The sequence below is a fragment of the Pseudomonas sp. SIMBA_068 genome, from assembly GCF_046534705.1.
In the GTDB taxonomy this organism is placed as follows: Bacteria; Pseudomonadota; Gammaproteobacteria; order Pseudomonadales; family Pseudomonadaceae; genus Aquipseudomonas; species Aquipseudomonas putida.
This window is the reverse complement of the sequence record NZ_JAWRYI010000011.1, coordinates 86,882-111,144: the sequence shown is the minus strand read 5'-3', so window position 1 is coordinate 111,144 and position 24,263 is coordinate 86,882. Positions and strand designations below refer to the sequence as shown.

The 24,263-nt window shown below is 63.7% G+C and carries 23 protein-coding genes; 15 read left to right on the top strand and 8 right to left on the bottom strand.

Annotated elements, in window-relative coordinates; all coding sequences use genetic code 11:
* Positions 1–56: 56 nt before the first annotated feature.
* Positions 57–893: a DUF6515 family protein gene (locus tag SB756_RS23130; RefSeq protein WP_410912007.1), complete on the bottom strand. Its 837-nt coding sequence runs from the start codon at positions 891–893 to the stop codon at positions 57–59.
* A gap of 396 nt (positions 894–1,289) precedes the next feature.
* Between SB756_RS23130 and SB756_RS23125 the strand changes: the two genes are divergently transcribed.
* Positions 1,290–1,766, top strand: coding sequence for an Lrp/AsnC family transcriptional regulator (locus tag SB756_RS23125; RefSeq protein ID WP_016501780.1), 477 nt, complete (start codon positions 1,290–1,292; stop codon positions 1,764–1,766).
* A 54-nt stretch (positions 1,767–1,820) separates the two neighbouring features.
* On the top strand, positions 1,821–2,024 hold the full coding sequence (locus SB756_RS23120) for a DUF2788 domain-containing protein (protein WP_003249787.1): 204 nt from the start codon (positions 1,821–1,823) through the stop codon (positions 2,022–2,024).
* A gap of 3 nt (positions 2,025–2,027) precedes the next feature.
* Here SB756_RS23120 and SB756_RS23115 read toward each other — a convergent pair whose 3' ends face one another.
* The 4 genes from SB756_RS23115 to SB756_RS23100 form a co-directional block, all read right to left on the bottom strand.
* The gene (locus tag SB756_RS23115; RefSeq protein ID WP_341796854.1) at positions 2,028–2,678 is read right to left on the bottom strand and encodes a pseudouridine synthase; all 651 of its coding nucleotides are present in this window, start codon (positions 2,676–2,678) and stop codon (positions 2,028–2,030) included.
* A gap of 6 nt (positions 2,679–2,684) precedes the next feature.
* Positions 2,685–4,199, bottom strand: coding sequence for an AMP nucleosidase (amn, locus tag SB756_RS23110; protein WP_217436105.1), 1,515 nt, complete (start codon positions 4,197–4,199; stop codon positions 2,685–2,687).
* A gap of 134 nt (positions 4,200–4,333) precedes the next feature.
* Positions 4,334–5,986, bottom strand: a complete 1,653-nt coding sequence (locus SB756_RS23105) for an acyl-CoA dehydrogenase family protein (RefSeq protein ID WP_410912004.1) — start codon at positions 5,984–5,986, stop codon at positions 4,334–4,336.
* Between the two features lie 440 nt (positions 5,987–6,426).
* The gene (locus SB756_RS23100; protein ID WP_410912002.1) at positions 6,427–8,415 is read right to left on the bottom strand and encodes a 7TM diverse intracellular signaling domain-containing protein; all 1,989 of its coding nucleotides are present in this window, start codon (positions 8,413–8,415) and stop codon (positions 6,427–6,429) included.
* Between the two features lie 265 nt (positions 8,416–8,680).
* Here SB756_RS23100 and SB756_RS23095 point away from each other — a divergent pair, with 265 nt between their 5' ends.
* The 4 genes from SB756_RS23095 to SB756_RS23080 all read left to right on the top strand — a co-directional run bounded on the left by SB756_RS23095 (position 8,681) and on the right by SB756_RS23080 (position 12,162).
* Entirely contained in the window at positions 8,681–9,478 is a 798-nt protein-coding gene (locus SB756_RS23095; RefSeq protein WP_132844205.1) for a hydroxymethylpyrimidine/phosphomethylpyrimidine kinase, read from the top strand.
* Between the two features lie 13 nt (positions 9,479–9,491).
* Positions 9,492–10,115: a thiamine phosphate synthase gene (gene thiE, locus SB756_RS23090; protein ID WP_016501788.1), complete on the top strand. Its 624-nt coding sequence runs from the start codon at positions 9,492–9,494 to the stop codon at positions 10,113–10,115.
* 17 nt (positions 10,116–10,132) lie between these two features.
* Positions 10,133–11,416 carry a glutamate-1-semialdehyde 2,1-aminomutase gene (hemL, locus tag SB756_RS23085; protein ID WP_258654112.1) on the top strand — a complete coding sequence of 428 codons (1,284 nt, stop codon included), beginning with the start codon at positions 10,133–10,135 and terminating at the stop codon, positions 11,414–11,416.
* A 200-nt stretch (positions 11,417–11,616) separates the two neighbouring features.
* Positions 11,617–12,162 (top strand): tetratricopeptide repeat protein, encoded by a 546-nt coding sequence (locus SB756_RS23080; protein ID WP_016489345.1) that lies wholly within the window; start codon positions 11,617–11,619, stop codon positions 12,160–12,162.
* 3 nt (positions 12,163–12,165) lie between these two features.
* Here SB756_RS23080 and SB756_RS23075 read toward each other — a convergent pair whose 3' ends face one another.
* A complete protein-coding gene (locus tag SB756_RS23075; protein WP_041167902.1) occupies positions 12,166–12,492 on the bottom strand; it encodes a DUF1820 family protein in 327 nt (108 codons plus the stop codon).
* Between the two features lie 232 nt (positions 12,493–12,724).
* On the opposite strand from SB756_RS23075, the gene SB756_RS23070 reads away from it, so the two are divergent.
* The 4 genes from SB756_RS23070 to lnt are packed head-to-tail and all read left to right on the top strand — an operon-like array spanning position 12,725 to position 16,580.
* The gene (locus SB756_RS23070; RefSeq protein ID WP_016501791.1) at positions 12,725–13,723 is read left to right on the top strand and encodes a PhoH family protein; all 999 of its coding nucleotides are present in this window, start codon (positions 12,725–12,727) and stop codon (positions 13,721–13,723) included.
* Positions 13,716–14,189 (top strand): rRNA maturation RNase YbeY, encoded by a 474-nt coding sequence (gene ybeY / locus SB756_RS23065; protein WP_410911999.1) that lies wholly within the window; start codon positions 13,716–13,718, stop codon positions 14,187–14,189. The genes SB756_RS23070 and ybeY overlap by 8 nt, the downstream gene beginning before the upstream one ends.
* Positions 14,190–14,214: 25 nt before the next feature.
* Positions 14,215–15,054 carry an HlyC/CorC family transporter gene (locus SB756_RS23060; protein WP_003249762.1) on the top strand — a complete coding sequence of 280 codons (840 nt, stop codon included), beginning with the start codon at positions 14,215–14,217 and terminating at the stop codon, positions 15,052–15,054.
* Positions 15,055–15,062: 8 nt separating this feature from the next.
* A complete protein-coding gene (gene lnt, locus SB756_RS23055) occupies positions 15,063–16,580 on the top strand; it encodes an apolipoprotein N-acyltransferase (RefSeq protein WP_410911997.1) in 1,518 nt (505 codons plus the stop codon).
* 129 nt (positions 16,581–16,709) lie between these two features.
* Here lnt and SB756_RS23050 read toward each other — a convergent pair whose 3' ends face one another.
* Entirely contained in the window at positions 16,710–17,471 is a 762-nt protein-coding gene (locus tag SB756_RS23050; RefSeq protein ID WP_410911995.1) for a YdcF family protein, read from the bottom strand.
* Between the two features lie 135 nt (positions 17,472–17,606).
* On the bottom strand, positions 17,607–17,921 hold the full coding sequence (locus tag SB756_RS23045; protein ID WP_063422775.1) for a hypothetical protein: 315 nt from the start codon (positions 17,919–17,921) through the stop codon (positions 17,607–17,609).
* Between the two features lie 228 nt (positions 17,922–18,149).
* Here SB756_RS23045 and leuS point away from each other — a divergent pair, with 228 nt between their 5' ends.
* From leuS to SB756_RS23020, 5 genes are all read left to right on the top strand, one after another.
* Positions 18,150–20,756 carry a leucine--tRNA ligase gene (leuS, locus tag SB756_RS23040; protein ID WP_341796859.1) on the top strand — a complete coding sequence of 869 codons (2,607 nt, stop codon included), beginning with the start codon at positions 18,150–18,152 and terminating at the stop codon, positions 20,754–20,756.
* 61 nt (positions 20,757–20,817) lie between these two features.
* Positions 20,818–21,423 (top strand): LPS assembly lipoprotein LptE, encoded by a 606-nt coding sequence (gene lptE, locus SB756_RS23035; protein WP_410911993.1) that lies wholly within the window; start codon positions 20,818–20,820, stop codon positions 21,421–21,423.
* A 39-nt stretch (positions 21,424–21,462) separates the two neighbouring features.
* Entirely contained in the window at positions 21,463–22,500 is a 1,038-nt protein-coding gene (holA, locus tag SB756_RS23030; RefSeq protein ID WP_410911991.1) for a DNA polymerase III subunit delta, read from the top strand.
* 198 nt (positions 22,501–22,698) lie between these two features.
* Positions 22,699–22,863, top strand: a complete 165-nt coding sequence (arfA, locus tag SB756_RS23025) for an alternative ribosome rescue factor ArfA (RefSeq protein WP_016501800.1) — start codon at positions 22,699–22,701, stop codon at positions 22,861–22,863.
* 60 nt (positions 22,864–22,923) lie between these two features.
* Positions 22,924–24,240: a lytic murein transglycosylase gene (locus SB756_RS23020; RefSeq protein WP_410911989.1), complete on the top strand. Its 1,317-nt coding sequence runs from the start codon at positions 22,924–22,926 to the stop codon at positions 24,238–24,240.
* Positions 24,241–24,263 lie beyond the last annotated feature (23 nt).

The following is a 24,263-nucleotide window of genomic DNA, read 5'->3' as shown; positions in this document are numbered from 1 at the left end:
ATACCCATGGGAGCTGGCTTGCCGGCGACAGGGCCGGGACAGACAGCACATCTGGCTTAGTTGATGCTGTAACCCCGGCCACTGAAGCAGGCACCCAGCGCCCGGCGATAGGTGTCGAGCACATTGGCCGCCGGTGCGTAGGTCGCCGTCGCCGGGTCGAACCCCGACTGGCTCACCGCCCAGCGATGGCACTGGTAGCGGTCCTGCTCCTGCTGCTGTTGCCCCTGCCCGTTCATCGGGTAAGCCACCACGTCATACCCGCCGGTTGCCGGCGCCACCGGTCCGGGGGCCGGGGCGGCGACAGATGGGTTGACCACCACATACTCCCGGCTGTCAGCCAGGTACTGGTAATAGGTGTCGGCCACCAGGAAGAACATCGCCCCACCCAGCCAGACCTCCTGCGCATAGGGCGGCAGGTAATTGACCCGCACGCCGTAAGGCGGGGTCACGACGATATAACTGCCACCATGGGGGCGATACCAGTAGCCACCGGAGTAGAAGTAGTCCGCCCCCCGGTAAGGCACTTTCCAGTAGCGGTCGGGGAAATGATCGACAGTGTGACCCGGTCGATACTGCGGCCCAGGCCCCCAGCCATTGCCGTGGCCATCCGGGCGCCCCTGCCAGTCGCCACCGGGACGTTGCCCTGGGCCGCCAGCTTCCCATTGATGGTTATCGCCGTGGCGCCGGGGAATGTCCTGGTAGTAGCCCTGCCTTGGCGGCTGGGTCTGGCGCACTTCGTCGCGCGAGTTCAATGAGCGGCCAGGCGTGCCTTCTGCCTGCCCCTGCTGGCCTCGTTCGCCATGCCCCTCGGCCGGCCCTTCGGCCAAGGCCCCCAGGCTGATGCTCAAACCCAGCAAACCAACACCTGCCAACTGCCAGATGCGCGACTTCATGGTGTTCCTCACGGTAGAAAATACGGCAACTAGAGCCAGTCTACCGTGACGGCACCACAGGCCAATTAAATTTCCAGACAGAAAAAAGGGAGGCCACAGGGCCTCCCTTCTGAAATTGTCGTCCGTGCTCGGCACTTGTGGCGCCGGCTCACCTCACACCGTCTTCTGGAGGGTGTGTAGCCCGGGGGCCGAGTGCATCCTGTTGGATGGCTGGCCGCGACCGCCCGCCTAGGGCGCGTCGCTGTGGACTGATGTCCGGGCAGTGATTCTGTGGATAAAGATACCGGACAGGTTGCGGCAGAGGATTGCGAAGATTGCTCAGATAAATAGCACTTGCGCAATTTTTCACCCTGGATTGATAATTCGCCGCAATACGAACAGAAAAGGGCAAATGCCATGAGCAAACTTGACCGCTACGACCTGAGCATCCTCGCCGAATTGCAGCGCGATGCGCGCATTTCCAACCAGGAACTGGCCGAACGCATAGGCCTGTCGCCTTCGCCATGCTCGCGTCGGGTCAAGCAACTGGAGGACGACGGCTACATCTCGCGCCAGGTGGCGCTGCTCGACCGCAAGAAGCTGGGCCTGAGCCTCACCGCCTACGTGCTGATCGGCATGGACCGCCACACCCCGGAGCGCTTCGAAACCTTCGAGGCGGCCATCCGCATCCTGCCGCAGGTGCTTGAATGCAGCCTGGTCACCGGGATGGATGCCGACTACCAGCTCAAAGTGGTGGTGCCGGACATGGACCATTACCAGAAACTGCTTCTAGGCAGCCTGACCCGTATCGAAGGCGTCACCAGCGTGCGTTCAAGCTTCGTGCTCAACCAGGTGTTGGCCAGCACCGAGCTGCCATTGACCCACCTGCGTTAAATGCCCACGGTAGCCGGCGTATAATCGGCTGTTAAGCCTGCCTGGAGAACACAGATGGATCCCGCCGTATTCGAAGAGTGGATGATGATCATCCTGGTTACCGTATTGATCGGTTTCATGGGCTTCATCGTCTGGGACCTGGCGAAAAAGTCCAAGGCAGGCAAGTTCGGGACGTTGATCCTGTTCTTCGTGCTGGGGCTGGGGGTGCTGGCCTTTATCATCAAGAGCGTGGTGGTGGGGTTTCTCGAAGGCGTTTAAGGCTCAGGAATGGCGGGAGCGCTGCAACTTCGCCGGCACTTCGCGCCAGCACCCCTGCTCCAGCCCATCCAGCGCCCAGTCACCAATCCGCACCCGCACCAAACGCAAGGTCGGCAGCCCCACTGCCGCCGTCATCCGCCGTACCTGCCGGTTACGCCCCTCGCGAATCACCAGTTCCAGCCAGCTGGTCGGCACGCTCTTGCGAAAGCGTACCGGGGGGTTGCGTGGCCACAAGTCGGGTTCTTCCAGCCGCCGCGCCTCGGCCGGTAAAGTCGGCCCATCGTTCAGCTCCACGCCATCGCGCAAGCGCTGCAACTGCTCGTCGCTCGGTTCCCCCTCCACCTGTACCCAGTAAGTCTTGGCCAGCTTGTGCTTGGGGTCGGCAATACGCGCCTGCAGCCCGCCATCGTTGGTCAGCAACAGCAGGCCTTCGCTGTCGCGGTCCAGCCGCCCGGCAGGGTACACGCCCGCGATGTCGATGAAGTCCTTGAGGGTCGCGCGCCCTTCGCCGTCGCTGAACTGGGTCAGCACGTCGAACGGTTTGTTGAACAGGATCAGGCGCGGCTCGGCCGGTGGCGCCTTGGGCTGGCGACGCGGGCCGGCGGCAGGCCGCGCCTGGGGGCGGCGCGGCTTGTTACGGGGTGGCAGTGACATGGATCCTCAGCGGAACGGCGGCTCATCGAAGCTGCGCAGTTTACGCGAGTGCAGCGAGTTGAGCTCGGTGCGCAACAGGTCGAGGGCGGCAATGCCGATCTTCAGGTGCTGGCTGACCGCCCGGTTGTAGAAGGCGTTGGCCGAACCCGGCAGCTTGATCTCGCTGTGCAGCGGCTTGTCGGACACACACAGCAAGGTGCCGTACGGCACGCGCAAACGGTAACCCTGTGCGGCAATGGTCCCGCTTTCCATGTCCACGGCCACGGCACGCGACAGGTTGATCAGCGGCCGTTCCTGGGCCCATCGCAGCTCCCAGTTACGGTCGTCGTAGGTCAGCACGGTGCCGGTGCGCAGGCGTTTCTTCAGCTGTTCGCCACGTTCGCCGGTAACCTGCGCAGCCGCTTCCTGCAAGGCCAGTTGCACTTCGGCCAGGGCTGGAATGGGGATGTTCGGCGGCACCACCCGGTCGAGAATGCCGTCACGGCGCATGTAGGCGTGGGCCAGCACGTAGTCGCCGATGGTTTGCGACTGCCGCAAGCCGCCGCAGTGGCCGATCATCAGCCAGCAGTGCGGGCGCAGCACGGCCAGGTGGTCGGTGATGTTCTTGGCGTTGGACGGGCCGACACCAATGTTGACCAAGGTCACGCCGTCGCCGTCGGCGGCGATCAGGTGGTAGGCCGGCATCTGGTAGCGGTGCCAGATCACGCTGGCGACCAGGGCCTGGGTTTCACCGTGATCCATGGCTTTTTCGATCACCACGTTGCCCGGCAGCACCATGCGCACGAAGCGCGGGTCGTCGCGAAGTTGCTCCAGACCGTGGCTGATGAACTGGTCGACATAACGGTGGTAGTTGGTCAGCAGGATCCACGGCTGCACATGGCGCCAGTCGCTGCCGGTGTAGTGCACCAGGCGGCGCAGCGAAAAGTCGACGCGCGCGGCGTCGAACAGCGCCAGTGGGAAAATTTCGGCACGGTCCCAGTCGTACAGGCCATCGGCGATGTTGTCAGTGGCGGCCGACAGGTCGGTGCTAGGGAACACCCGCGCCAGCTGCGCGGCGGTAATGCCGCTGCCGGCCAGTTCGTCGCCCTGGTCGACTACGTAAGGGTATGGAATGTTCTGCTCGCTGATGCCTACCTCTACCGTGACGGTGTAGTCGTGCATCAGGGGGCGCAACTGCTCCAGCAAGTAGCCACGGAACGCAGCGGGCTGGGTGACGGTGACGCTGTAGGTGCCGGCCACCTGCACCTTGGCATAGGCCCGCGTGGTGGCGGCGACCTCACCGTGGCTGTAGTAGGTCAGGCGCAGCGCCGGGTAGCGGAACAGGTCGCGCTCATCGGCGCCCGGCTCGGTACGATCCTTCAGGTAACGCTTGAGGGCCTGGCTAAGGGCCCCGGTAGCCTGTTCATGCAGGGCCGCCAGACGGTCGACGGCCTGTTCGGGGGTATCAACGACTACAAAAGCGTGGCTCACACTGTGCTTCCTGTCTGGACATGCATGTGAACCATCTTGCCTGCGTTTCATGGCAATTACATCCCCGGCGGTCAGTACCGGCCCTATCGCCGGCAAACCAGCGCCCACAAGTCCTCCACCGGTATCGAACATTGCGCATTACCTGTGGAAGCTGGCTTGCCGGCGATAGGGCCTTCAAACACACCTCAACTCGGCCAGGCAGGTGTTGCCCTGATCACCAATGCCTGCACATCCACACCCCGTGGCAGCGCCCCATACGCCCGTCCACCACCCGTCAGGCGGCTACCGATAAACGCATCGCTGACCACCGCGTTGCCCGCCTCCAGCAACAGCTTGGCCTGAAGCGCCAGCGCGATATCCTCGGTCAGCTGCCGCGCGCGGTACTGTATGTCGCCGGTGTCGGCAAACGCCCCCTTGAGGTTGCCGATATGCGCCGCCAGCCGCGGATCCCCATGCCCGTCGCCCAATTCGGCGAACAGCGCATCGAGCACGCCCGGCTCCTTGGACAAGGCCCGCAGCACATCCAGGCACTGCACGTTGCCCGAGCCCTCCCAGGTCGAATTGACCGGTGCCTCGCGGTACAGCCGTGGCAGGATGCTGTCTTCGACATAACCCGCACCGCCCAGGCATTCGGCGGCCTCGTTGATCATGGCCGGCGCCCGTTTGCAGATCCAGTACTTGCCAACCGCCGTGACCAGCCGGGCGAAATGCGCCTGCTGCGGGTCGTCGAGTTGCTCCAGCGCCTTCCCCATACGCAGGCTCAGGGCCAGTGCCGCCTCGCTTTCCAGGGCAAGGTCGGCCAGCACGTTCTGCATCAGCGGCTGCTCATTGAGCAACCGGCCGCCGACCTTGCGGTGCGCGCAGTGATGGGCCGCCTGGGTCAACGCCTGACGCATCAGGGCGCTGGAGCCGACCATGCAGTCGAAACGGGTCATGGCCACCATTTCAATGATGGTCGGTACACCCCGCCCTTCCTCCCCAATCATCCATGCCAGCGCACCACGGAACTCCACTTCGCTGGAGGCGTTGGAGCTGTTGCCCAGCTTGTTCTTCAGGCGCTGGATGTAGAACTGGTTGCGGTTGTCGTCCGGGCGATGGCGCGGCAGCAGGAAGCAGCTCAGACCTTTTTCGGTTTGCGCCAGCGTGAGGAAGGCATCGCACATGGGTGCCGAGCAGAACCACTTGTGCCCGACCAGCTCATATGGCTGGCCCGGGCCAGGTGCCCCTACCGGGTAGGCCCGCGTGGTATTGGCGCGCACATCGGTGCCGCCCTGCTTCTCGGTCATGGCCATGCCCAGGGTGACCCCGGCCTTGTGCCGGTCGCCGACATTGCGCGGGTCATATTCACAGGCAAGGATTTTCGGCAGCCAGTACTCGGCCAGCTCGGGCTGAAGGCGCAGCGCCGGCACGGCAGCGAAGGTCATGGTCAGCGGGCAGCCAGTACCGGCTTCGGCCTGGCTGTGCAGGTAAGTCATCGACGCGCGTGCCACATGGGCGCCAGCGCGGGGTTCGGCCCATGGCAAAGAAGGCAGGCCGTGCTCGACGGCGGTGCGCATCAGCTCGTGGTAGGCCGGGTGGAACTCGACCAGGTCGATGCGATGGCCATAGCGGTCGTGGCTGATGAACTCCGGCTTGTGCGCGTTGGCCAGGAAACCTGCCTGCATCAGCGGGCCGCCCGCCAGGGCGCCGTAGGCATCTATCCGCGACTCGGCCCAGCCCGCGCCGAAACGCCGGGACCATTCCTGCAAAGGCAGGTCGAGGCGGTACAGGTTGGCACCGTCGAGAGGCGGCGGCTGGTTGGTGACTTCGTGGGTTTCAGCGTACTGGTGCAGGTTCATCGGGGGGCTCCTGGATCCGGGTAGGCTTGAGAGACCCAGTGAAGCACTGCTTGCAGGGGAGTCAAAGGGGCATTAATGACTAAACGTGTGGTGGGGGTGGCGCATACCTTGGGAGGCATCAGGGCTGAAGGTGCTCGCCGTGGCAGGTGCAGCGCCTATGAGATCGAGCGCCGCCCGCGCGGCGCTTCGCAGCACAAGGCTGCTCCTACATTTGTTTCGGGCCAGTGGTTCCTGAGGCAGAGGCGCGCGGCCCCTTGGTGTTCACCTCGATATCGTGTCGGGCAAACCACGCGGTCGCGCGCGTTGGCCCAGGTGTTACTGGCCCGAGACAAACGTAGGAGCAGCCTTGTGCTGCGAAGCGCCGCGCGGGCGGCGCTCGATCTCATAGGCGCTGCACCTGCCCCGGCGAACACCTGCCAGCCCTCACGAACGCTATGCCTTCAAAGCAAGCGCCGCGTCTGCACTATATTCGGGCTCATCTGCACCTGCGAAATCGCCACGTTCAAACTCAATTCAAACCGGCTCCCCAACCCGCGCGTCGATTCATGCGCCAACCTGGCCCCCAGCAATTCCCCCATCTGCCGGCAGATCGACAAGCCAATCCCCAGGCCGCCATACCGCCGGGTCATCGAACCGTCGACCTGGAAGAACCGCTGGTACAGGGTCGACTGCTCCAGGTCATCGAAGCCGATACCGCTATCACTGATGGTAAAGGTCAAGGCCAGGTCGCCCGGCCCCAACCGGCGGCCGCGCACCTGGATCATCACCCCGCCCTGATGGGTGAACTTCAAACCGTTGTCCACCAGGCAGCCCAGGCACTGGGCCAGTTTCTTCCCATCACCCAGCAGCCCGTCCGGCAGGTCGGCCGGTATGTCCAGGCTGAGGTACAAGCCTTTGCGCAGGGACTGCCCTGCATAACCGGCGCGCAAGCCCTGCAGCAGTGCGCGCAGGCTGAACGGCGCCGGCTGCGCGCGCAGGCGGCCTGCCTGCAGCTCGGACAGGGTAAGAATGGCGTCGACCATGTCCATCATGCCTTGCGCCGACCCCACCGCCGTGCGGTGGTACTGGGCCATCTCGGCTTCCATCGGCAGGGTGTGCATCAGCTCCAGCGAGCCGATCACGCCATTCATCGGGGTGCGCAGCTCATGGGTCACGCTGGCCAGAAACTCGTCCTTCAGGCGGTTGCTCCTGGCCAGTTGCAGGTTCAGCTGCTCCAACGTGCGCCCAGTCTCGCGCAAGGTCTGCGCCTGTTGCTCACGCAGGCTGTTGATACGGTCGGCCAGCGCCAGCGACAGCAATGCTACCTCCAGCGCAGAACCGAGCTGGCTGGCATACATGGTGATGAACACATTTGGCAGGTGGCCCAGCACCATCAGGGTGTTGACCAGCCCGCCAAGCAGGAACGCCGTCCAGGCGATGATGAACCAGCGCGCCACGCGCAAGCCACGCCACCAGGCGTAGAGGCCGGCGCTGAAGATGCTCACGGTGAACAGCAACGCCAGTAGCGTGGCCATGCGCAGGGCAATGCCGTAGGGCATGCTCACCGCCATTACCATGACCAAAGCGCCGCCCAGCATCAGTAGCTGCAGCAGCCGGTCGAAACCACGGCTGATGTTACCCAGTTGCAGGAAGTGCCGGGCGAACTGGCAGCCGAACAGGCCGGCCGCACCAATGAACAGCGGCGTCGAGGCGTTCGCCCACCAGGGGCTGTCCGGCCAGAAGTAGGCCACGCCTGCACCGTTCACCGATACCTGGTAAAAACCGAACGAGGCGATATAGAGGATGTAGTAGAGGTAGCTGACGTCGCGCACGCTGAGGTAGATGAACAGGTTGTACACCAGCATCACCAGTAACACGCCGTAGATGATCCCCAGCACATACAGGCGCGTGGGCTGCTCTTCCAGGTAGGCTTCAGGGGACCACAGCGCCAGCGGCGCTTGTACCGAACCCTGGCTGTGCAGCCGCAGGTAGGCGGTGGTCACCTTGCCAGGGGGCAACTGCAACTTGAACAGGTAGTTGTTCTGCCGTATCTGCCGGCTGTCGTAGGGCAAGGCATCGCCGGTGCGCTGCGCCAGGCGGTATACGCCGCTGCCGTCAGGCAAGTACAGCTCGAGGTGGTCCAGCGGCGGATAGGCCAGCTCCAGCAGCCACTGCCGCGGGGCAGCGCCGGGCGGGGCAACGGGGCGCAGCTCGACCTTGAGCCAGAACACCGAGGTGGAATAACCGGCGTTCAGCACGTCTTCATGGTGGGGGCGGAAGAATTTGGCAAACCCGGGGGCACTGACCTGGGCGATGCTGGCACTGCCATCGAGGTCTTCGTAAACCTGCATGGCCTTGCCCAATGGAAGATGCCGGGTAGCGTCGTCGAAATCGACCGCTCCGGCCAGCACGGGCAGCAAGCCCAGAAGCACAATCAGCAAATAGCGCATACAGCCCCAGCATGGCCTGTCCGGTCGCGTCGCGGTAGCCTCCCATCCGTTTGAGACGACGTTATCCGGCAGAACCCGTTTGTCGAGTTATCCGAGCACTCTAGCATAGCTTCGCAACCTGGCAATCGGCCATATCAAAAACCAAAGAAAAGGCTCTAAATCAATACTTTCAGAAGTTCATAAAATTAGAATCTGACCGATCGATCAGTAAAACTCGTTTGTCGGACGATCCGCCCAAACAGGTTTGGTGGTAAGCTCGCCGACCATGAATACCTACAGCTCCCGCCCCGTTGTCCTCTGTCTCTCCGGCCACGACCCCAGTGGCGGCGCCGGCCTGCAGGCAGATATCGAAGCCCTGATCGCCCAAGGCTGTCACGCTGCACCCGCAGTGACCGCCCTGACCGTGCAGGATACCGTCAACGTTTCCGACTTCCGCGTGCTCGACCGCGAGTGGGTACTGGCCCAGGCCAATGCCGTACTGGCCGACTCCACGGTGGCCGCCGTCAAGCTGGGCATGCTCGGTTCGATCGAGATGGTCGACACCGTCGCCGAACTGCTGGCCGCCCACCCGCACCTGCCGCTGGTTTGCGACCCGGTGCTGCGTGCCGGCGGCGGTGGCCGCCTGGGCAAGGACGAGGTGGGCTACGCCGTGCGCGAACGCCTGCTGCCACTGGCGACCATCGCCACGCCGAACCTGCCCGAAGCGCGCATCCTCGCCGAACTGCCCGAAGGCACCGCCGACGAATGTGCCGAAAAGCTGCTGCCGTTCTGTAGACACCTGCTGATTACCGGCGGTCACGGCGACGAAGACGAAATTCACAACCGCCTGTACACCCAGGACGGTCAGCACCACACCTGGACCTGCCAGCGCCTGCCGGGCAGCTACCATGGCTCGGGCTGCACCCTGGCCAGCGCCCTGGCTGGCCGCCTGGCCCTCGGCGAGCAGCTGGAAAGCGCCGTGCGCAGCGCTTTGGACTACACCTGGCGCACCCTGCGTGACGCCGAGCAGCTGGGCAGGGGCCAGTACGTGCCGCGCCGCCTGCCCCTGGACTTCTGTTCCTGATACGAGGCTTTCAATGAAGCTACGCGGTCTGTATGCAATCACCGACAGCCAGCTGCTCGCCGGCCGGTTCCTGTCCCATGTCGAGGCGGCACTGGAAGGCGGCGTGTGCCTGCTGCAGTACCGCGACAAAAGTGACGACGCGGCGCGCCGCCTGCGTGAAGCCGAAGGGCTGATGAAGCTCTGCGAGCGCTACGGCACCCAGCTGCTGATCAACGACGACGCCGAACTGGCCGCACGCCTGGGTGTCGGTGTACACCTGGGCCAGACCGACGGCCCGCTGACCCCGGCCCGCGCCCTGCTCGGCCGCCGGGCGATCATCGGTTCCACCTGCCACGCCAGCCTCGACCTGGCCGCCCAGGCCGCCAGCGAAGGCGCTAGCTACGTCGCCTTTGGCCGCTTCTTCAATTCCGTTACCAAGCCGGGCGCGCCCGCCGCCAACGTCGAACTGCTGGAGCAGGCGCGTGCCCAGGTGAAATTGCCGATTGCCGTGATCGGCGGCATCACCCTCGACAACGCCGCCCCGCTGGTCGCCCACGGCGCCGACCTGCTGGCGGTGATCCATGGCCTGTTCGGTGCCGACAGCGCGCAGGAAGTTACCCGCCGCGCCCGCGCCTTCAATGCCTTGTTCGCATCCTGATTTCGAGAGAGCCTTTCATGTCCCGTTCCGAAGACCTGTTCGCCAAAGCCCAGAAGCACATCCCCGGCGGCGTCAACTCGCCAGTGCGCGCTTTCAAAAGCGTGGGCGGCACGCCGCTGTTCTTCAAGCATGCCGAAGGCGCCTACGTCGTTGACGAAGACGACAAGCGCTATGTCGACTACGTAGGCTCCTGGGGCCCGATGATCCTCGGCCACGGCCACCCGGACGTACTGGACTCGGTACGCAAGCAGCTGGAGCACGGCCTGTCCTACGGCGCGCCGACCGCCATGGAAACCGACATGGCCGACCTGGTCTGCTCGCTGGTGCCGTCGATGGAAATGGTGCGCATGGTCAGCTCGGGCACCGAAGCCACCATGAGCGCCATCCGCCTGGCCCGTGGCTACACCGGCCGTGACGCCATCATCAAGTTCGAAGGCTGCTACCACGGCCACTCCGACAGCCTGCTGGTAAAAGCCGGTTCCGGCCTGCTGACCCAAGGCGTGCCAAGCTCGGCCGGCGTGCCGGCAGACTTCGCCAAGCACACACTGACCCTGCCGTTCAACGACATCGCCGCGGTCGAGAAAACCCTGGCAGACGTCGGCCAGACCGTGGCCTGCATCATCGTCGAGCCCGTGGCCGGCAACATGAACTGCGTCCCGCCGGCGCCGGGCTTCCTTGAAGGCCTGCGCGAGCAGTGCGACAAACACGGCGTGGTGCTGATCTTCGACGAAGTGATGACCGGCTTCCGCGTCTCGCTGGGCGGCGCCCAGGGCCACTACGGCATCAAGCCGGACCTGTCCACCTTCGGCAAGATCGTCGGTGGCGGCATGCCGGTCGGCTGCTTCGGCGGCAAGCGCGAAATCATGGGCTGCATCGCCCCGCTCGGCCCGGTTTACCAGGCCGGCACCCTGTCGGGCAACCCGCTGGCCATGGCCGCTGGCCTGACCACCCTGAAGCTGATCAGCCGCCCGGGCTTCCACGATGAGCTGACCGACTACACCAGCCGCATGCTCGATGGCCTGCAGCAACGTGCCGATGCCGCTGGCATACCGTTCGTCACCACCCAGGCCGGTGCCATGTTCGGCCTGTATTTCAGCGGCGCCGACGATATCGTCACCTTCGAAGACGTGATGAGCAGCGATGCCGAACGCTTCAAGCGCTTCTTCCACCTGATGCTGGAAGGCGGCGTGTACCTGGCACCCAGCGCATTCGAGGCGGGCTTCACCTCCATCGCCCATGGCGACAAGGAGCTGCAAATCACCCTGGATGCGGCTGAGAAGGCCTTTGCTGCATTGAAGTAACTGCCAGCCTGCATCGGCCTCTGTGGGAGCGGGCTTGCCCCGCGAAGAGGCCGGTACAGGCAATAATTACGCATGCACAATCAGCTGACTTCCCCAACCAAGCAGAAATTCGAGTAAAACTTTGTAAGGTTGGCGCTGCTTATCCCATAATGTGCCACCAGAGACATTGGCCGCAGCTTTGCAGAGGTAAGTCGATCCCCATGAACCGCACCGGCCGCGCCCTGACCCTGGGCTGCCTGTTGCTTCTTCAGCCCCTGCTGGCCTTGGCGGAGGGCGGTAACTCGTTGCTGATTCCGGCGACGGGCCGCTGCACCTTGAATGTTCAGCCTGAAGACCTGGCAAACGCCCTAAAGGCCTGCGAGCAGACGGCTACCGCGGGGGATGCCCAGGCGCAATTCGAACTGGGCGAGTACTACTACACGCAAACGCCGAAAAACCTCGACAAAGCCCTGGACTGGTTCCAGAAGGCTTCGCTGCAAGGCCAGGCCGACGCCCAGTACCGTCTGGGTGCGATGTTCTTCCATGGCGAAGGGGTCAAGGCCAACAACGTGCAAGCCTACATCCTGCTGAAGATGGCCGCGGTCAACGGCGCCGAAGATGCACTGGACATGGCCGACGAAGTCACCGAGCAAATGCCCCGCGACGAACTGGAGCATGCCACCCAGGTGCTCGGCCAGATCTTCCGCAAATACCTGCTGGAACTGCAGAACGCCGAAGGGCGCACGCCGTTCTCGCCACTCCCCTGACAGTTATTTTTCCGGCATTGGCATCGGGAACGGCATCACATTGCCGCCGCCCTTGGCTTCGCTGATCTTTGCCGTGCCCAGCCGCTCCACTTCGTCAATCCGCACGATCGAGTGCATCGGCACGAAACTGCGGATCACGCCCTCGAACTGGTTCTTTAGCTTCTCCTCGCTCGGATCCACCACCAGTTGCGAGCGCTCGCCGAACACGAACTCCTCGATTTCCAGGAAGCCCCACAGGTCGCTCTGGTAGATCTGCTTGGCATACATCTCGAAGACCTGCCCCTGGTTGAGGAAGATCACTTTATAGATGGCAGGTTCGCGTTTGCTCATGATGGGAGGGATAACACATGCGTAAGAAAAGGCAGGCATGATACCTGCTCCGGCCTCTTCGCGGGTGAACCCGCTCGCACAGGTCATGCACACAACCTGTGGGAGCGGGTTCACCCGCGAAGAGGCCAGAACAGGCAGTACATACCGTTGAACGTTTCAGTGCTTTCGCCACTGGCATTCAAGGGTTATTCTTGAGTTCACACCCATTGCCGTCGAGCGGCTAAAAACGACCTTGAACGCACCCATAGAACCTCATCGTTTCATCCTCGAGCCCTTCGAGGCCCACCGTTTCGCCAACTTGTGCGGGCAGTTCGACGAGCACTTGCGCCTGATCGAACAGCGCCTGGCCATCGAAATCCGCAACCGCGGCAATCAGTTCGAACTGATCGGCGAACCCAAGACCACCTCTGCGGCCGAACAGTTGCTGCGCCGTCTCTACCGCGAGACCAAGGCCACCGACCTGTCGCCGGAAACCGTGCACCTGTACCTGCAGGAGTCGGCTGTCGAAAACATCGACAACCCGGCCGTCAACGAGGTCAGCGTGTCGCTGCGTACGCGCAAGGGCAACATCCGCCCGCGCGGGCTCAACCAGCAGCGCTACGTGAAGGAAATACTGGCCAACGACATCAACTTCGGCGTCGGCCCGGCCGGTACCGGCAAGACCTACCTTGCCGTGGCCTGCGCCGTGGATGCGCTGGAGCGCGAACAGGTGCGCCGTATCCTGCTGGTGCGCCCTGCGGTCGAGGCAGGCGAAAAGCTTGGCTTCCTGCCCGGTGACCTGGCACAGAAGATCGACCCGTACCTGCGCCCGCTGTACGACGCCCTGTACGAAATGCTCGGCTTCGAACACGTTGCCAAGCTGATCGAGCGCCAGGTGATCGAGATCGCCCCGCTGGCCTACATGCGTGGCCGTACCCTGAACAACAGCTTCATCATCCTCGACGAAAGCCAGAACACCACGCTGGAACAGATGAAAATGTTCCTCACCCGCATCGGTTTCGGCTCCACCGCGGTGATTACCGGCGACATCACCCAGGTCGACCTGCCACGTGGCACCAAGTCGGGCCTGGCACACGTCATCGAGGTGCTGAAAGACGTTCCGGGCATCAGTTTTACCCACTTCCAACCCAAGGATGTGGTTCGTCACCCACTGGTGCAGCGTATTGTCGAAGCCTACGACCGCTTCGAAGCCCGCCAGGCCAAGCCCGAGGCGCCCGGCAAAGATGCTTGAACTTGATATCCAACGGGCCACGGACGCTGCCGCCCCGGATGACGCCGCCTTCCACCGCTGGTGCGAACTGGCCCTGCGCCAGCGCAGCGCCGACTCGGAAATGACCATTCGCCTGGTCGACGAAGCCGAAGGCCGTGAGCTGAACCACACCTACCGGCACAAAGACTACGCGACCAATGTGCTGTCTTTCCCGGCCGATGTGCCCGACGAACTGCTCGATATTCCGCTGCTGGGGGACCTGGTGATCTGCGTCCAGGTGGTCGAGCGCGAAGCGGCCGAACAAGGCAAGTCGCTCGACGCCCACTGGGCGCACCTGGTCATTCACGGTTGCCTGCACCTGCTCGGCTACGACCACATCGATGATGAGGAAGCCGAAGAAATGGAAAGCCTGGAACGGGAATTGCTGGCAGAACTGGGTCACCCCGACCCGTATGCCGACGATGAAACCGACTCAATCACACACTGAAACACGAAGGATCACGAGAACCGCCATGAGCGAAGATCGATCGAGCAACGGGCAAAAGTCCTGGCTGGGCAAACTGACCCAGGCTTTTGCCCATGAGCCGAAAAACCGCCAGGAGCTCCTTGAGCTGCTGCGCGAAGCCCATCAGAACAAATTGCTGGACAGCGAAGCGCTGACCATCGTCGAAGGCGCCATCCAGGTCGCCGACCTGCAGGTGCGCGACATCATGGTGCCGCGCTCGCAGATGAACAGCATCAAGGCCGGCCAGTCGCCTCGCGAGTTTCTGCCAGCGGTGATAGACGCCGCGCACTCGCGCTACCCGGTGATCGGCGAAAGCCACGACGATGTGCTCGGGATCCTGCTTGCCAAAGACCTGCTGCCGCTGATCCTCAAGGAGAACGGCGACAGCTTCAATATCAAGGACCTGCTGCGCCCGGCCACCTTCGTGCCCGAGTCCAAGCGCCTGAACGTGTTGCTGCGCGAGTTCCGCGCCAACCATAACCACATGGCCATCGTCATCGACGAATATGGCGGCGTGGCAGGCCTGGTGACTATCGAAGACGTGCTGGAACAGATTGTCGGCGACATCGAAGACGAGCACGACGTCGAGGAAGACAGCTACATCAAGCCGCTGCCAAGCGGTGACTTCCTGGTCAAGGCGCTTACCCCGATCGAGAACTTCAACGAGTTCTTCGACAGCGAGTTCTCCGATGACGAGTTCGACACGGTTGGCGGGCTGGTGATGAGCGCCTTTGGCCACCTGCCCAAGCGCAACGAAACCACCGAGATCGGGTCTTACAAGTTCCGTATTCTCAACGCCGACAGCCGGCGGATACACTTGCTGCGCCTGACCCCGATCACCCGTTAAGGACAAACATGCGTTGGATCACCCGCCCCGGCTGGCCCGGTAACCTGCTGGCCCTGGCGGCCGGTGCTTCCACCCTTCTGGCCCTGGCGCCGTTCGACATCTGGCCGCTGGCCATATTGTCCATCGCCGTGCTCTACCTTGGCCTGCGCGAGCTCACCCCGCGCCAGGCCATGTGGCGGGGCTGGTGGTTCGGTTTCGGCCTGTATGGCGCCGGCACCTGGTGGATCTACGTCAGCATGAACACCTACGGCGGCGCCTCGCCGCTGCTGGCGATCCTGCTGCTGTTGGCGTTCTTCGCCGCCCTGGCCTGGTTCTTTGCCCTGCCCACCTGGCTGTGGGCACGCTGGCTGAGGCGCAATGAAGCGCCACTGGCCGACGCGTTGTGCTTCGCCGCCCTTTGGCTGCTGCAAGAGGCCTTCCGCGGCTGGTTCCTGACCGGTTTCCCTTGGCTCTATGCCGGCTACAGCCAGCTGGATGGCCCATTGGCCGGGCTGGCACCACTGGGGGGCGTGTGGCTGGTTTCCTTCACCCTGGCGCTCACTGCGGCCCTGCTGTGCAACCTGCACCGCCTGCGCGCCCGCCCCTCGTTCCTTGCCGTGGCCTGCTTGCTGTTGCTGGCCCCGTGGGTACTGGGCCTGGCGCTCAAGGGCCATGCCTGGACCAAACCGGCAGGTGACCCGCTGAAAGTGGCAGCCATTCAAGGCAACGTCGAGCAGGACCTGAAATGGGACCCGGCGCACATCGACGCGCAACTGGCGCTGTACCGTGACCTGAGCTTCAGCTCCAAACCTGTGGACCTGCTGATCTGGCCAGAAACCGCAGTGCCTGTGCTCAAGGACCAGGCACAGGGCTACATCGACGTGATGGGGCGCTTCGCTGCCGAGAGGCATTCGGCGCTGATCACCGGCGTGCCGGTGCGTGAAGTGGTGCATCATCAGCGCCGCTACTACAACGGCATCACCGTCACCGGTGAAGGCGATGGCACCTACCTCAAGCAGAAACTGGTGCCGTTTGGTGAATACGTGCCGTTGCAGGACATGCTGCGAGGGATGATCGAGTTCTTCAACCTGCCCATGTCCGACTTCGCCCGCGGGCCGGAAGATCAGCCGCTGCTGCAAGCCAAGGGTTATCAGATTGCGCCGTACATCTGCTACGAAGTGGTCTACCCCGAGTTTGCCGCAGGCCTGGCCGCACGCAGCGACCTGCTGCTGACCATCAGCAACGACACCTGGTTCGGCAGATCGATCGGTCCTTTGCAGCACTTGCAGATGGCACAGATGCGCGCCCTGGAAGCCGGCCGCTGGATGATCCGCGCCACCAACAACGGCGTGACGGCCCTTATCGACCCGTTTGGCCGCATTACCACGCAGGTGCCGCAGTTCGAGCAGGCGGTGCTGTATGGCGAAGTGGTGCCGATGCAGCAATTGACGCCGTACCTGAAATGGCGCTCGTGGCCGCTGGCGATTGTCTGTGTGCTGCTGCTGGGCTGGGCGTTGCTGGCAGGGCGCATAGCCAAAACTGTCTGATGATGCTACCTGTACCGGCCTCTTCGCGGGCTTGCCCGCTCCCACAGGTACTGCACACGCCTCGAAGGCTGCGCTAATTCTGTGGGAGCGGGCAAGCCCGCGAAGAGGCCGGTACAGGTAGCACAAGTTTCAATAGAACACCCGATACCCCACCAGCCCCACCACCTCATTCAGCAACTGACCGCTCTGCCACATCGCCCGGCTCTCGGGCAGCAGCCCGGCAAACGGTCGCGCATGATCGCGCCAAAGGAACCCCACCGGCGCTGGCACCACCTCGAACCCCGCCTGTTCAAAACTCCAGCGTGAGCGCTGCATGTGCCAGGCCTGGGTCACCAGCACCACCCGGCGAAACCCTAAAGGCTGCAACACCTTGGCCGTCAGCTGAGCATTTTCCCAGGTCGTGCGGCTGGCCTCTTCGCGCCATTTCACCTCGACAGCGAAATCTTCATGCAGGCGTTCCGCCATCAGCCTCGCCTCGCTGGGCGGCGTGCCGTAATGCAGTCCACCACTGGTCAACACTGGCAGGCCCGAGGCCTTGGCCAGCCGCGCGGCAAAGCGCATACGCTCCAGTGCCGTGGCCGTGGGCTGGTCACCGCCACCCCAGGCCGGGTCCCCGCGCTCGCGCCCGGCGCCCAGCACCACAATGGCATCCGCCCGGCTCGCCAGGCCCGCCCAGTCGCTCACGGCCAGCGGCGGCTCACTTTCCAGCACACGGGCGGTTTCCTGCACCACCAGCGGCAGGCTCATCAGCCACAGGCCACCCAGCCCCATGGCAAAGCACAGCGCCGCCAGCCGTGGCCGCCGTGCACGCAGCCACCACGCCGCAAGCAACAGCAGCAACAGGATGCCCGGCGGCATCAGCCATTGTTTGATGAAGAATCGGATCGGCATCGGCCACACCTCCTTGGCAGGGGTGCAGCCTAAAAGGATCGGCGCCGGTCAACAAGGGTGCGACCGGCGCCAATCGTGAGCTGTGTGATATTGAAGAACCGGCGCGCGATGGCCTGCGGCTGGCATCCTGAACGGCTAGCGATGTGGCAGCGTCCTGGATCTCGCCGTATTGGCGGGGCGTTTCTTGTCCTTGAGCCAGATGATCTTGGCCGATGTCGGCTCCGCTTGTGGGTAACTGCCGGCACAGGCACTCTGGCGCACCGGGAGCGATTCCAGGTAGGCCTTGATCACTTCGAACTCTGCGTGGCTCAGGCCGCGCAATTCCAGCTCGGCCGGCATCTCGTCGCGCAATCGAACCGAGGTCCTGGCGGTTTCCAGCGCCAGGCCAAGCCGGTCGATCAGACGTTCGTAAAGCTCCGGCTTGATTGCGGGTAGCTGCGTCTCTCCCATCCGTTCACCTCATTGAAGATAAAGAATATCTCCCCCCACACCTGAGCTTAGCGGCGCAATGAAAAGCAGCCGCCTGCCGCGACCAGCGGGCATTCGCAACGAAGGTTTCCCACGATGCGCAACGCTGCTGTATGCTACGGCGTTCACTCTAAACGACACCGGAGTACCGGTTGCAGCGAGGTTCCGCTGCCTGGAACAAGGTCTCTTCTCTCTCAGCCAAAAGTAGCCATGCACGAACAATACACGCCCCGTGATATCGAAGCCGCCGCCCAGAACTTCTGGGACGAGCAACAATCGTTCGCTGTTACCGAACAGCCAGGCAAAGACACCTACTATTGCCTATCGATGTTCCCGTACCCGAGCGGCAAGCTACACATGGGCCACGTGCGCAACTACACCATCGGCGACGTGATTGCCCGCTACCAGCGCATGCTGGGCAAGAACGTCCTGCAGCCGATGGGCTGGGACGCTTTCGGCATGCCCGCGGAAAACGCGGCGATGAAAAACAACGTCGCCCCGGCCAAGTGGACCTACGAAAACATCGACTACATGAAGACCCAGCTCAAGAGTCTGGGCCTTGCCATCGACTGGGCACGTGAAGTGACCACCTGCAAACCCGACTACTACCGTTGGGAGCAGTGGCTGTTCACCCGCCTGTTCGAGAAAGGCATCATCTACCGCAAGAACGGTACCGTGAACTGGGACCCGGCTGACCAGACCGTACTGGCCAACGAGCAGGTCATCGACGGCCGTGGCTGGCGTTCGGGCGCGCTGATCGAAAAGCGCGAAATCCCGATGTACTACTTCCGCATCACCGACTACGCCGACGAGCTGCTGGAAAGCCTCGACGAACTGCCGGGCTGGCCTGAGCAGGTCAAGACCATGCAGCGCAACTGGATCGGCAAGTCGCGCGGCATGGAAGTACAGTTCCCGTACGACCAGGCCAGCATCGGCCACGAAGGCACCCTGAAGGTCTTCACCACCCGCCCGGACACGCTGATGGGCGCGACCTACGTCGCCGTCGCCGCCGAGCATCCGCTGGCCACCCAGGCCGCCCAGGGCAACCCGGCGCTGCAGGCGTTCATCGACGAGTGCAAGAGCGGCAGCGTTGCCGAAGCCGACATGGCCACCCAGGAGAAGAAGGGCATGGCCACTTCCCTGCTGGTCGAGCACCCGCTGACCGGCGAGAAGCTGCCGGTATGGGTCGCCAACTACGTGCTGATGCACTACGGCGATGGCGCGGTAATGGCCGTGCCGGCCCACGACGAGCGCGACTTCGAGTTCGCCCACAAGTACAAGCTGCCGGTCAAGGCCGTGGTACGCACCAGCGCTGGCGATGAAGTCGGCAGCGAGTGGCAGGCCGCCTATGGCGAGCACGGCCAACTGATCAACTCCGGCGAGTTTGACGGCCTGGACTTCGCCGGCGCCTTCGACGCCATCGAAGCCGCCCTGATCCGCAAGGAACTGGGCAAGTCGCGTACCCAGTTCCGCCTGCGCGACTGGGGTATCAGCCGCCAGCGCTACTGGGGCTGCCCGATTCCGATCATCCACTGCCCGTCCTGCGGCGACGTACCGGTGCCGGAAGACCAGCTGCCGGTCACTCTGCCGGAGAACGTGGTACCGGACGGTGCCGGCTCGCCACTGGCGCGCATGCCTGAATTCTACGAATGCACCTGCCCGAAATGCGGCACCGCGGCCAAGCGCGAAACCGACACCATGGACACCTTCGTCGAGTCGTCCTGGTACTTTGCCCGCTACGCCTCGCCTAATTACGACAAGGGCCTGGTCGACCCGAAAGCCGCCAACCACTGGCTGCCCGTCGACCAGTACATCGGTGGTATCGAACACGCGATCCTGCACCTGCTGTACGCGCGCTTCTTCCACAAGCTGATGCGCGACGAAGGCCTGGTCACCTCGAACGAGCCGTTCAAGAACCTGCTTACCCAGGGCATGGTGGTCGCTGAAACCTACTACCGCGTGGCCAGCAACGGCGGCAAGGACTGGTTCAACCCGGCCGATGTCGAAATCGAGCGCGATGCCAAGGCCAAGATCATCGGCGCCCGCCTGAAGACCGACGGCCTGCCGGTGGAAATCGGCGGCACCGAGAAGATGTCGAAGTCGAAGAACAACGGCGTCGACCCGCAATCGATGATCGAAGCCTACGGCGCCGACACCTGCCGCCTGTTCATGATGTTCGCCTCGCCGCCCGACATGAGCCTGGAATGGTCCGACTCTGGCGTCGAAGGTGCCAGCCGCTTCCTGCGCCGTGTCTGGCGCCTGGCCCAGGCTCACGTCAGCCAGGGCCTGCCGGGCAAGCTGGATGTCGCCGCCCTGGACGACGCGCAGAAAGTCATCCGCCGCGCCATCCACGCCGCCATCAAGCAGGCCAGCAATGATGTAGGCCAGTTCCACAAGTTCAACACCGCCATTGCCCAGGTGATGACCGTGATGAACGTGCTGGAAAAGGCCCCGCAAGCCAGCGAGCAGGACCGAGCCCTGCTGCACGAAGGCCTGGAAGCCGTCACCCTGCTGCTGTCGCCGATCACCCCGCACATTTCCCACGCGCTGTGGCAGCACCTGGGCCACGCAGGGTCGGTAATCGATGCCGCCTGGCCGAGCGTCGACGAGCAGGCACTGGTGCAGGACACCGTTACCCTGGTGGTTCAGGTCAACGGTAAACTGCGCGGCCAGGTCGAGATGCCTGCCGCAGCCAGCCGCGAAGAAGTCGAAGCCGCCGCCCGCAGCAACGAGAATGTCCTGCGCTTCATCGATGGCCTCACCATCCGCAAGGTCATCGTGGTACCGGGCAAGCTGGTCAACATCGTCGCCAACTGATGAAAACGCCCACCCGCAGTGGCTGCGGGTGGGCGGTACAGGCCCACAAGGGAGCAACAACATGATCAAACGCAATTTGCTGGTAATCGGCCTGGCGGTCATGCTCAGCGCCTGCGGTTTCCAGCTGCGCGGCACCGGCTCCACCGAGCTGAGTGTGAAGGAAATGGACGTCAGCGCACGCAATGCCTACGGCCCGACCGTGGTCCAGCTCCGAGAGGTACTGGAGCGTAGCGGTGTCAACGTGCATGCCGGCGCGCCTTACCGCCTGGTGTTGACCAACGAGCAGGAGCGCGAGCGCTCGGCAACCTACAGCAGCGGCAACCGTACCGCCGAGTACGAGCTGACCACGGAGCTGAACTACAGCATCCAAGGCCTGAACAACCTGGAACTGCTGAGCGACAAGCTGGAAGTGCGCAAGATCTACGTGCGTGACGGCTCGAACATCACCGGTTCCGAGCAGGAAGCCAACCGCGCGCGTGAAGAAATGCGCCGCGACCTGGTCAATGCCATGGTCGTGCGCCTGCAGATGCTGAGCCCGTCCCAGCTGGACGAGCTGCAGCGTAAAGCCGACGAGCGCGCCAAGGCCGAAGCCGACGCGCTGGAAGCTGCGCGCCGCCAGCAGGCCGACACGCCTCAGCAGTCGCCACTGGAAGTGCCGGGCAACTAAGCCCGCGTGGGGCACCCTCGGGTGCCCCACCTGTTTCCCATGAAACTCGCCCCCGCCCAACTCAACAAGCACCTGCAAGGCGCCTTGGCACCGGTCTACGTGGTCAGCGGCGACGACCCGCTGCTGTGCCAGGAAGCCGCTGACGCCATCCGCAACGCGGCACGTCAGCAAGGTTTCGACGAACGTCAGGTATTCAGTGCCGACGCCAACTTCGACTGGGGCACCCTGCTCCAGGCTGGCGCCAGCCTGTCGCTGTTCGCCCAGCGCCGCCTGCTGGAACTGCGCCTGCCCTCGGGCAAGCCTGGTGACAAGGGCGCCGCCGCGCTGATCGAATACTGCGCCAGGCCCGCCGAAGACACCGTGCTGCTGGTCAGCCTGCCCAAGCTCGACGGCAGCGCGCAGAAGACCAAATGGGGCAAGGCCTTGATCGAAGGTGCCCACTGCCAGTTCATCCAGATCTGGCCGGTGGATGTGCACCAGCTGCCACAGTGGATCAGCCAGCGGCTGCAGCAAGCCGGCCTGTCGGCGCAACGTGACGCTGTCGACCTGATCGCTGCGCGCGTGGAAGGCAACCTGCTAGCCGCCGCGCAGGAAATCGAAAAGCTCAAGCTGCTCGCCGACGGCAACCAGATCACCGTGGAAACCGTGCAGGCTGCAGTCGCCGACAGCGCCCGCTTCGATGTCTTCGGCCTGGTCGACGCCATTCTCAACGGCGAAGCGGCGCATGCCCTGCGCATGCTCGAAGGCTTGCGTGGTGAAGGCGTAGAGCCGCCCGTGATCCTCTGGGCCCTGGCCCGTGAACTGCGCCAACTGGCCGGGCTGGCCCAACAGTTCAGCCAAGGCGTGCCGCTGGACAAAGCCTTTAGCCAGGCCCGCCCGCCGATCTGGGACAAACGCCGACCGCTGGTCAGCAAAGCCCTGCAACGCTTGTCAGCGCAACGCTGGGGGCAGTTGTTGCAGGATGCCCAGCGTATCGATGCGCAGATCAAGGGCCAGGCCGAGGGTTCGCCCTGGACAGGTCTGGCGCGCTTGTCGCTGTTGATGGCGGGTCAGCGCCTGTCGTTACCTTCGCAATAGCCGGGGCCGCTTTGCGGCCCTTTCGCGGCACAAGGCCGCTCCTACAGGAGATCGCGGATCCCTTGTAGGAGCGGCCTTGTGCCGCGATGGGGCGCGAAGCGGCCCCAAGATCCAAGCCATAAACACAATCAATTGGCCCCACCCCGCACCAAGCCCTACAGTGCGCCCCGAATCCCCACCCAACCCGGGAAGCCCACCATGAGCAAAAAGCCGAAAAAGCACGGCCCCAACAAGGCCAAGTCCATCGTCGCCCAACCCCTGTTCCGCTGCCGCCAGGAACAACCGGACAAGGGCAAAGGCAGCTACCGCCGCGAAGCCTTCCAATCGAGAGATTGGGAGGCTTCCTACTTTTTGGCAGCATGAAAGCATCGCAAGCGCAGGCATGGTATGGTCGTCACCTGACCTGCAATTCTGGATCTGTGCATGCTCTTCCGTCTTCTCCCCCGTTGGGAAACCCGCCAGCTGATCGCGGCCTCCAGCTTCATCCTGCTCGTGGCCTGCGCGGAAAAACCCACCGCTGCCGACGCACTGCCGCTGGCCCCTGCCCAACCCGCTCCAGTGGTGACTGTGCCCGGCACAACGCCTGACGTCAGCACTGAAATCCAGCCTCTGCAAACCTTCGCCCAATGGCAAGCAGGCTTCCGCCAGCAAGCCCTGCAAGCCGGCATCTCGCCGAGCACGTTCGACAGCGCCTTCCTCGGCGTCACCCCCGACATGGACGTGATCAAGGCTGACCGCAGCCAGCCAGAGTTCACCCGCCCGGTATGGGAATACCTCGAAGGCGCCCTGTCGCCTCTGCGCGTGCGCAATGGCAAGAGGCTGCTTGAGCAGAACGCCGAGCTGCTGACCCGCCTCGAGCAACGCTATGGCGTCGACCGCCAGGTGCTGGTCGCCGTGTGGGGCATGGAAAGCAACTTTGGCCAGTTCCAGGGCAACAAGTCGGTGATTCGCTCGCTGGCCACGCTGGCCTATGAGGGCCGTCGCCCGCAGTTCGCCCAGGACCAGCTGATCGCCGCGCTGCAAATTATCCAGCATGGCGACATCCAGCCTGAAGCCATGCGTGGTTCGTGGGCCGGCGCCATGGGCCAGACCCAGTTCATCCCGACCACCTACAACACCCATGCCGTGGACTTCGACGGTGATGGCCGCCGCGACATCTGGAACAGTACGCCGGATGCCCTGGCCTCGACGGCGCATTACCTGCAAAGCTCGGGCTGGAAGCGTGGTCAGCCATGGGGCTTCGAGGTACAAGTGCCGGCTGGTTTCGATTTCTGGCAAGCCGATGGCGCACTGCGCAAACCGGTCAGCGAGTGGCTGGCGATGGGTGTGACACTGCCTGCAGGCACGCAGTTGCCCGCCAACAGCAACCAGCTAGCAGCCGCCCTGCTGCTGCCAGCGGGCGCACGTGGCCCGGCGTTTTTGGTGCTGGACAACTTCCGTGCAATCCTCAAGTACAACAACTCGTCGTCCTACGCCTTGGCGGTGAGCCTGCTGGGGGATCGCTTCAGTGGTTGGGGCTTCATTGCCGGCAGTTGGCCGAAAGAAGACCTGCCATTGAGCCGCAGCGAGCGCATGGAGCTGCAGAACTTGCTGAACAGCCGTGGGCACGAGGCCGGGAATGCCGATGGCATCATCGGCGCCAATACCCGCAAGGCCATTCGCACCGCCCAGCAGGGGCTGGGTTGGCCAGCAGATGGCTACCCGACCCACAAGCTGCTCGAGAGCCTGCGTCAGCCGTGAGATTGCTGGGGGCGCTCCTGCAG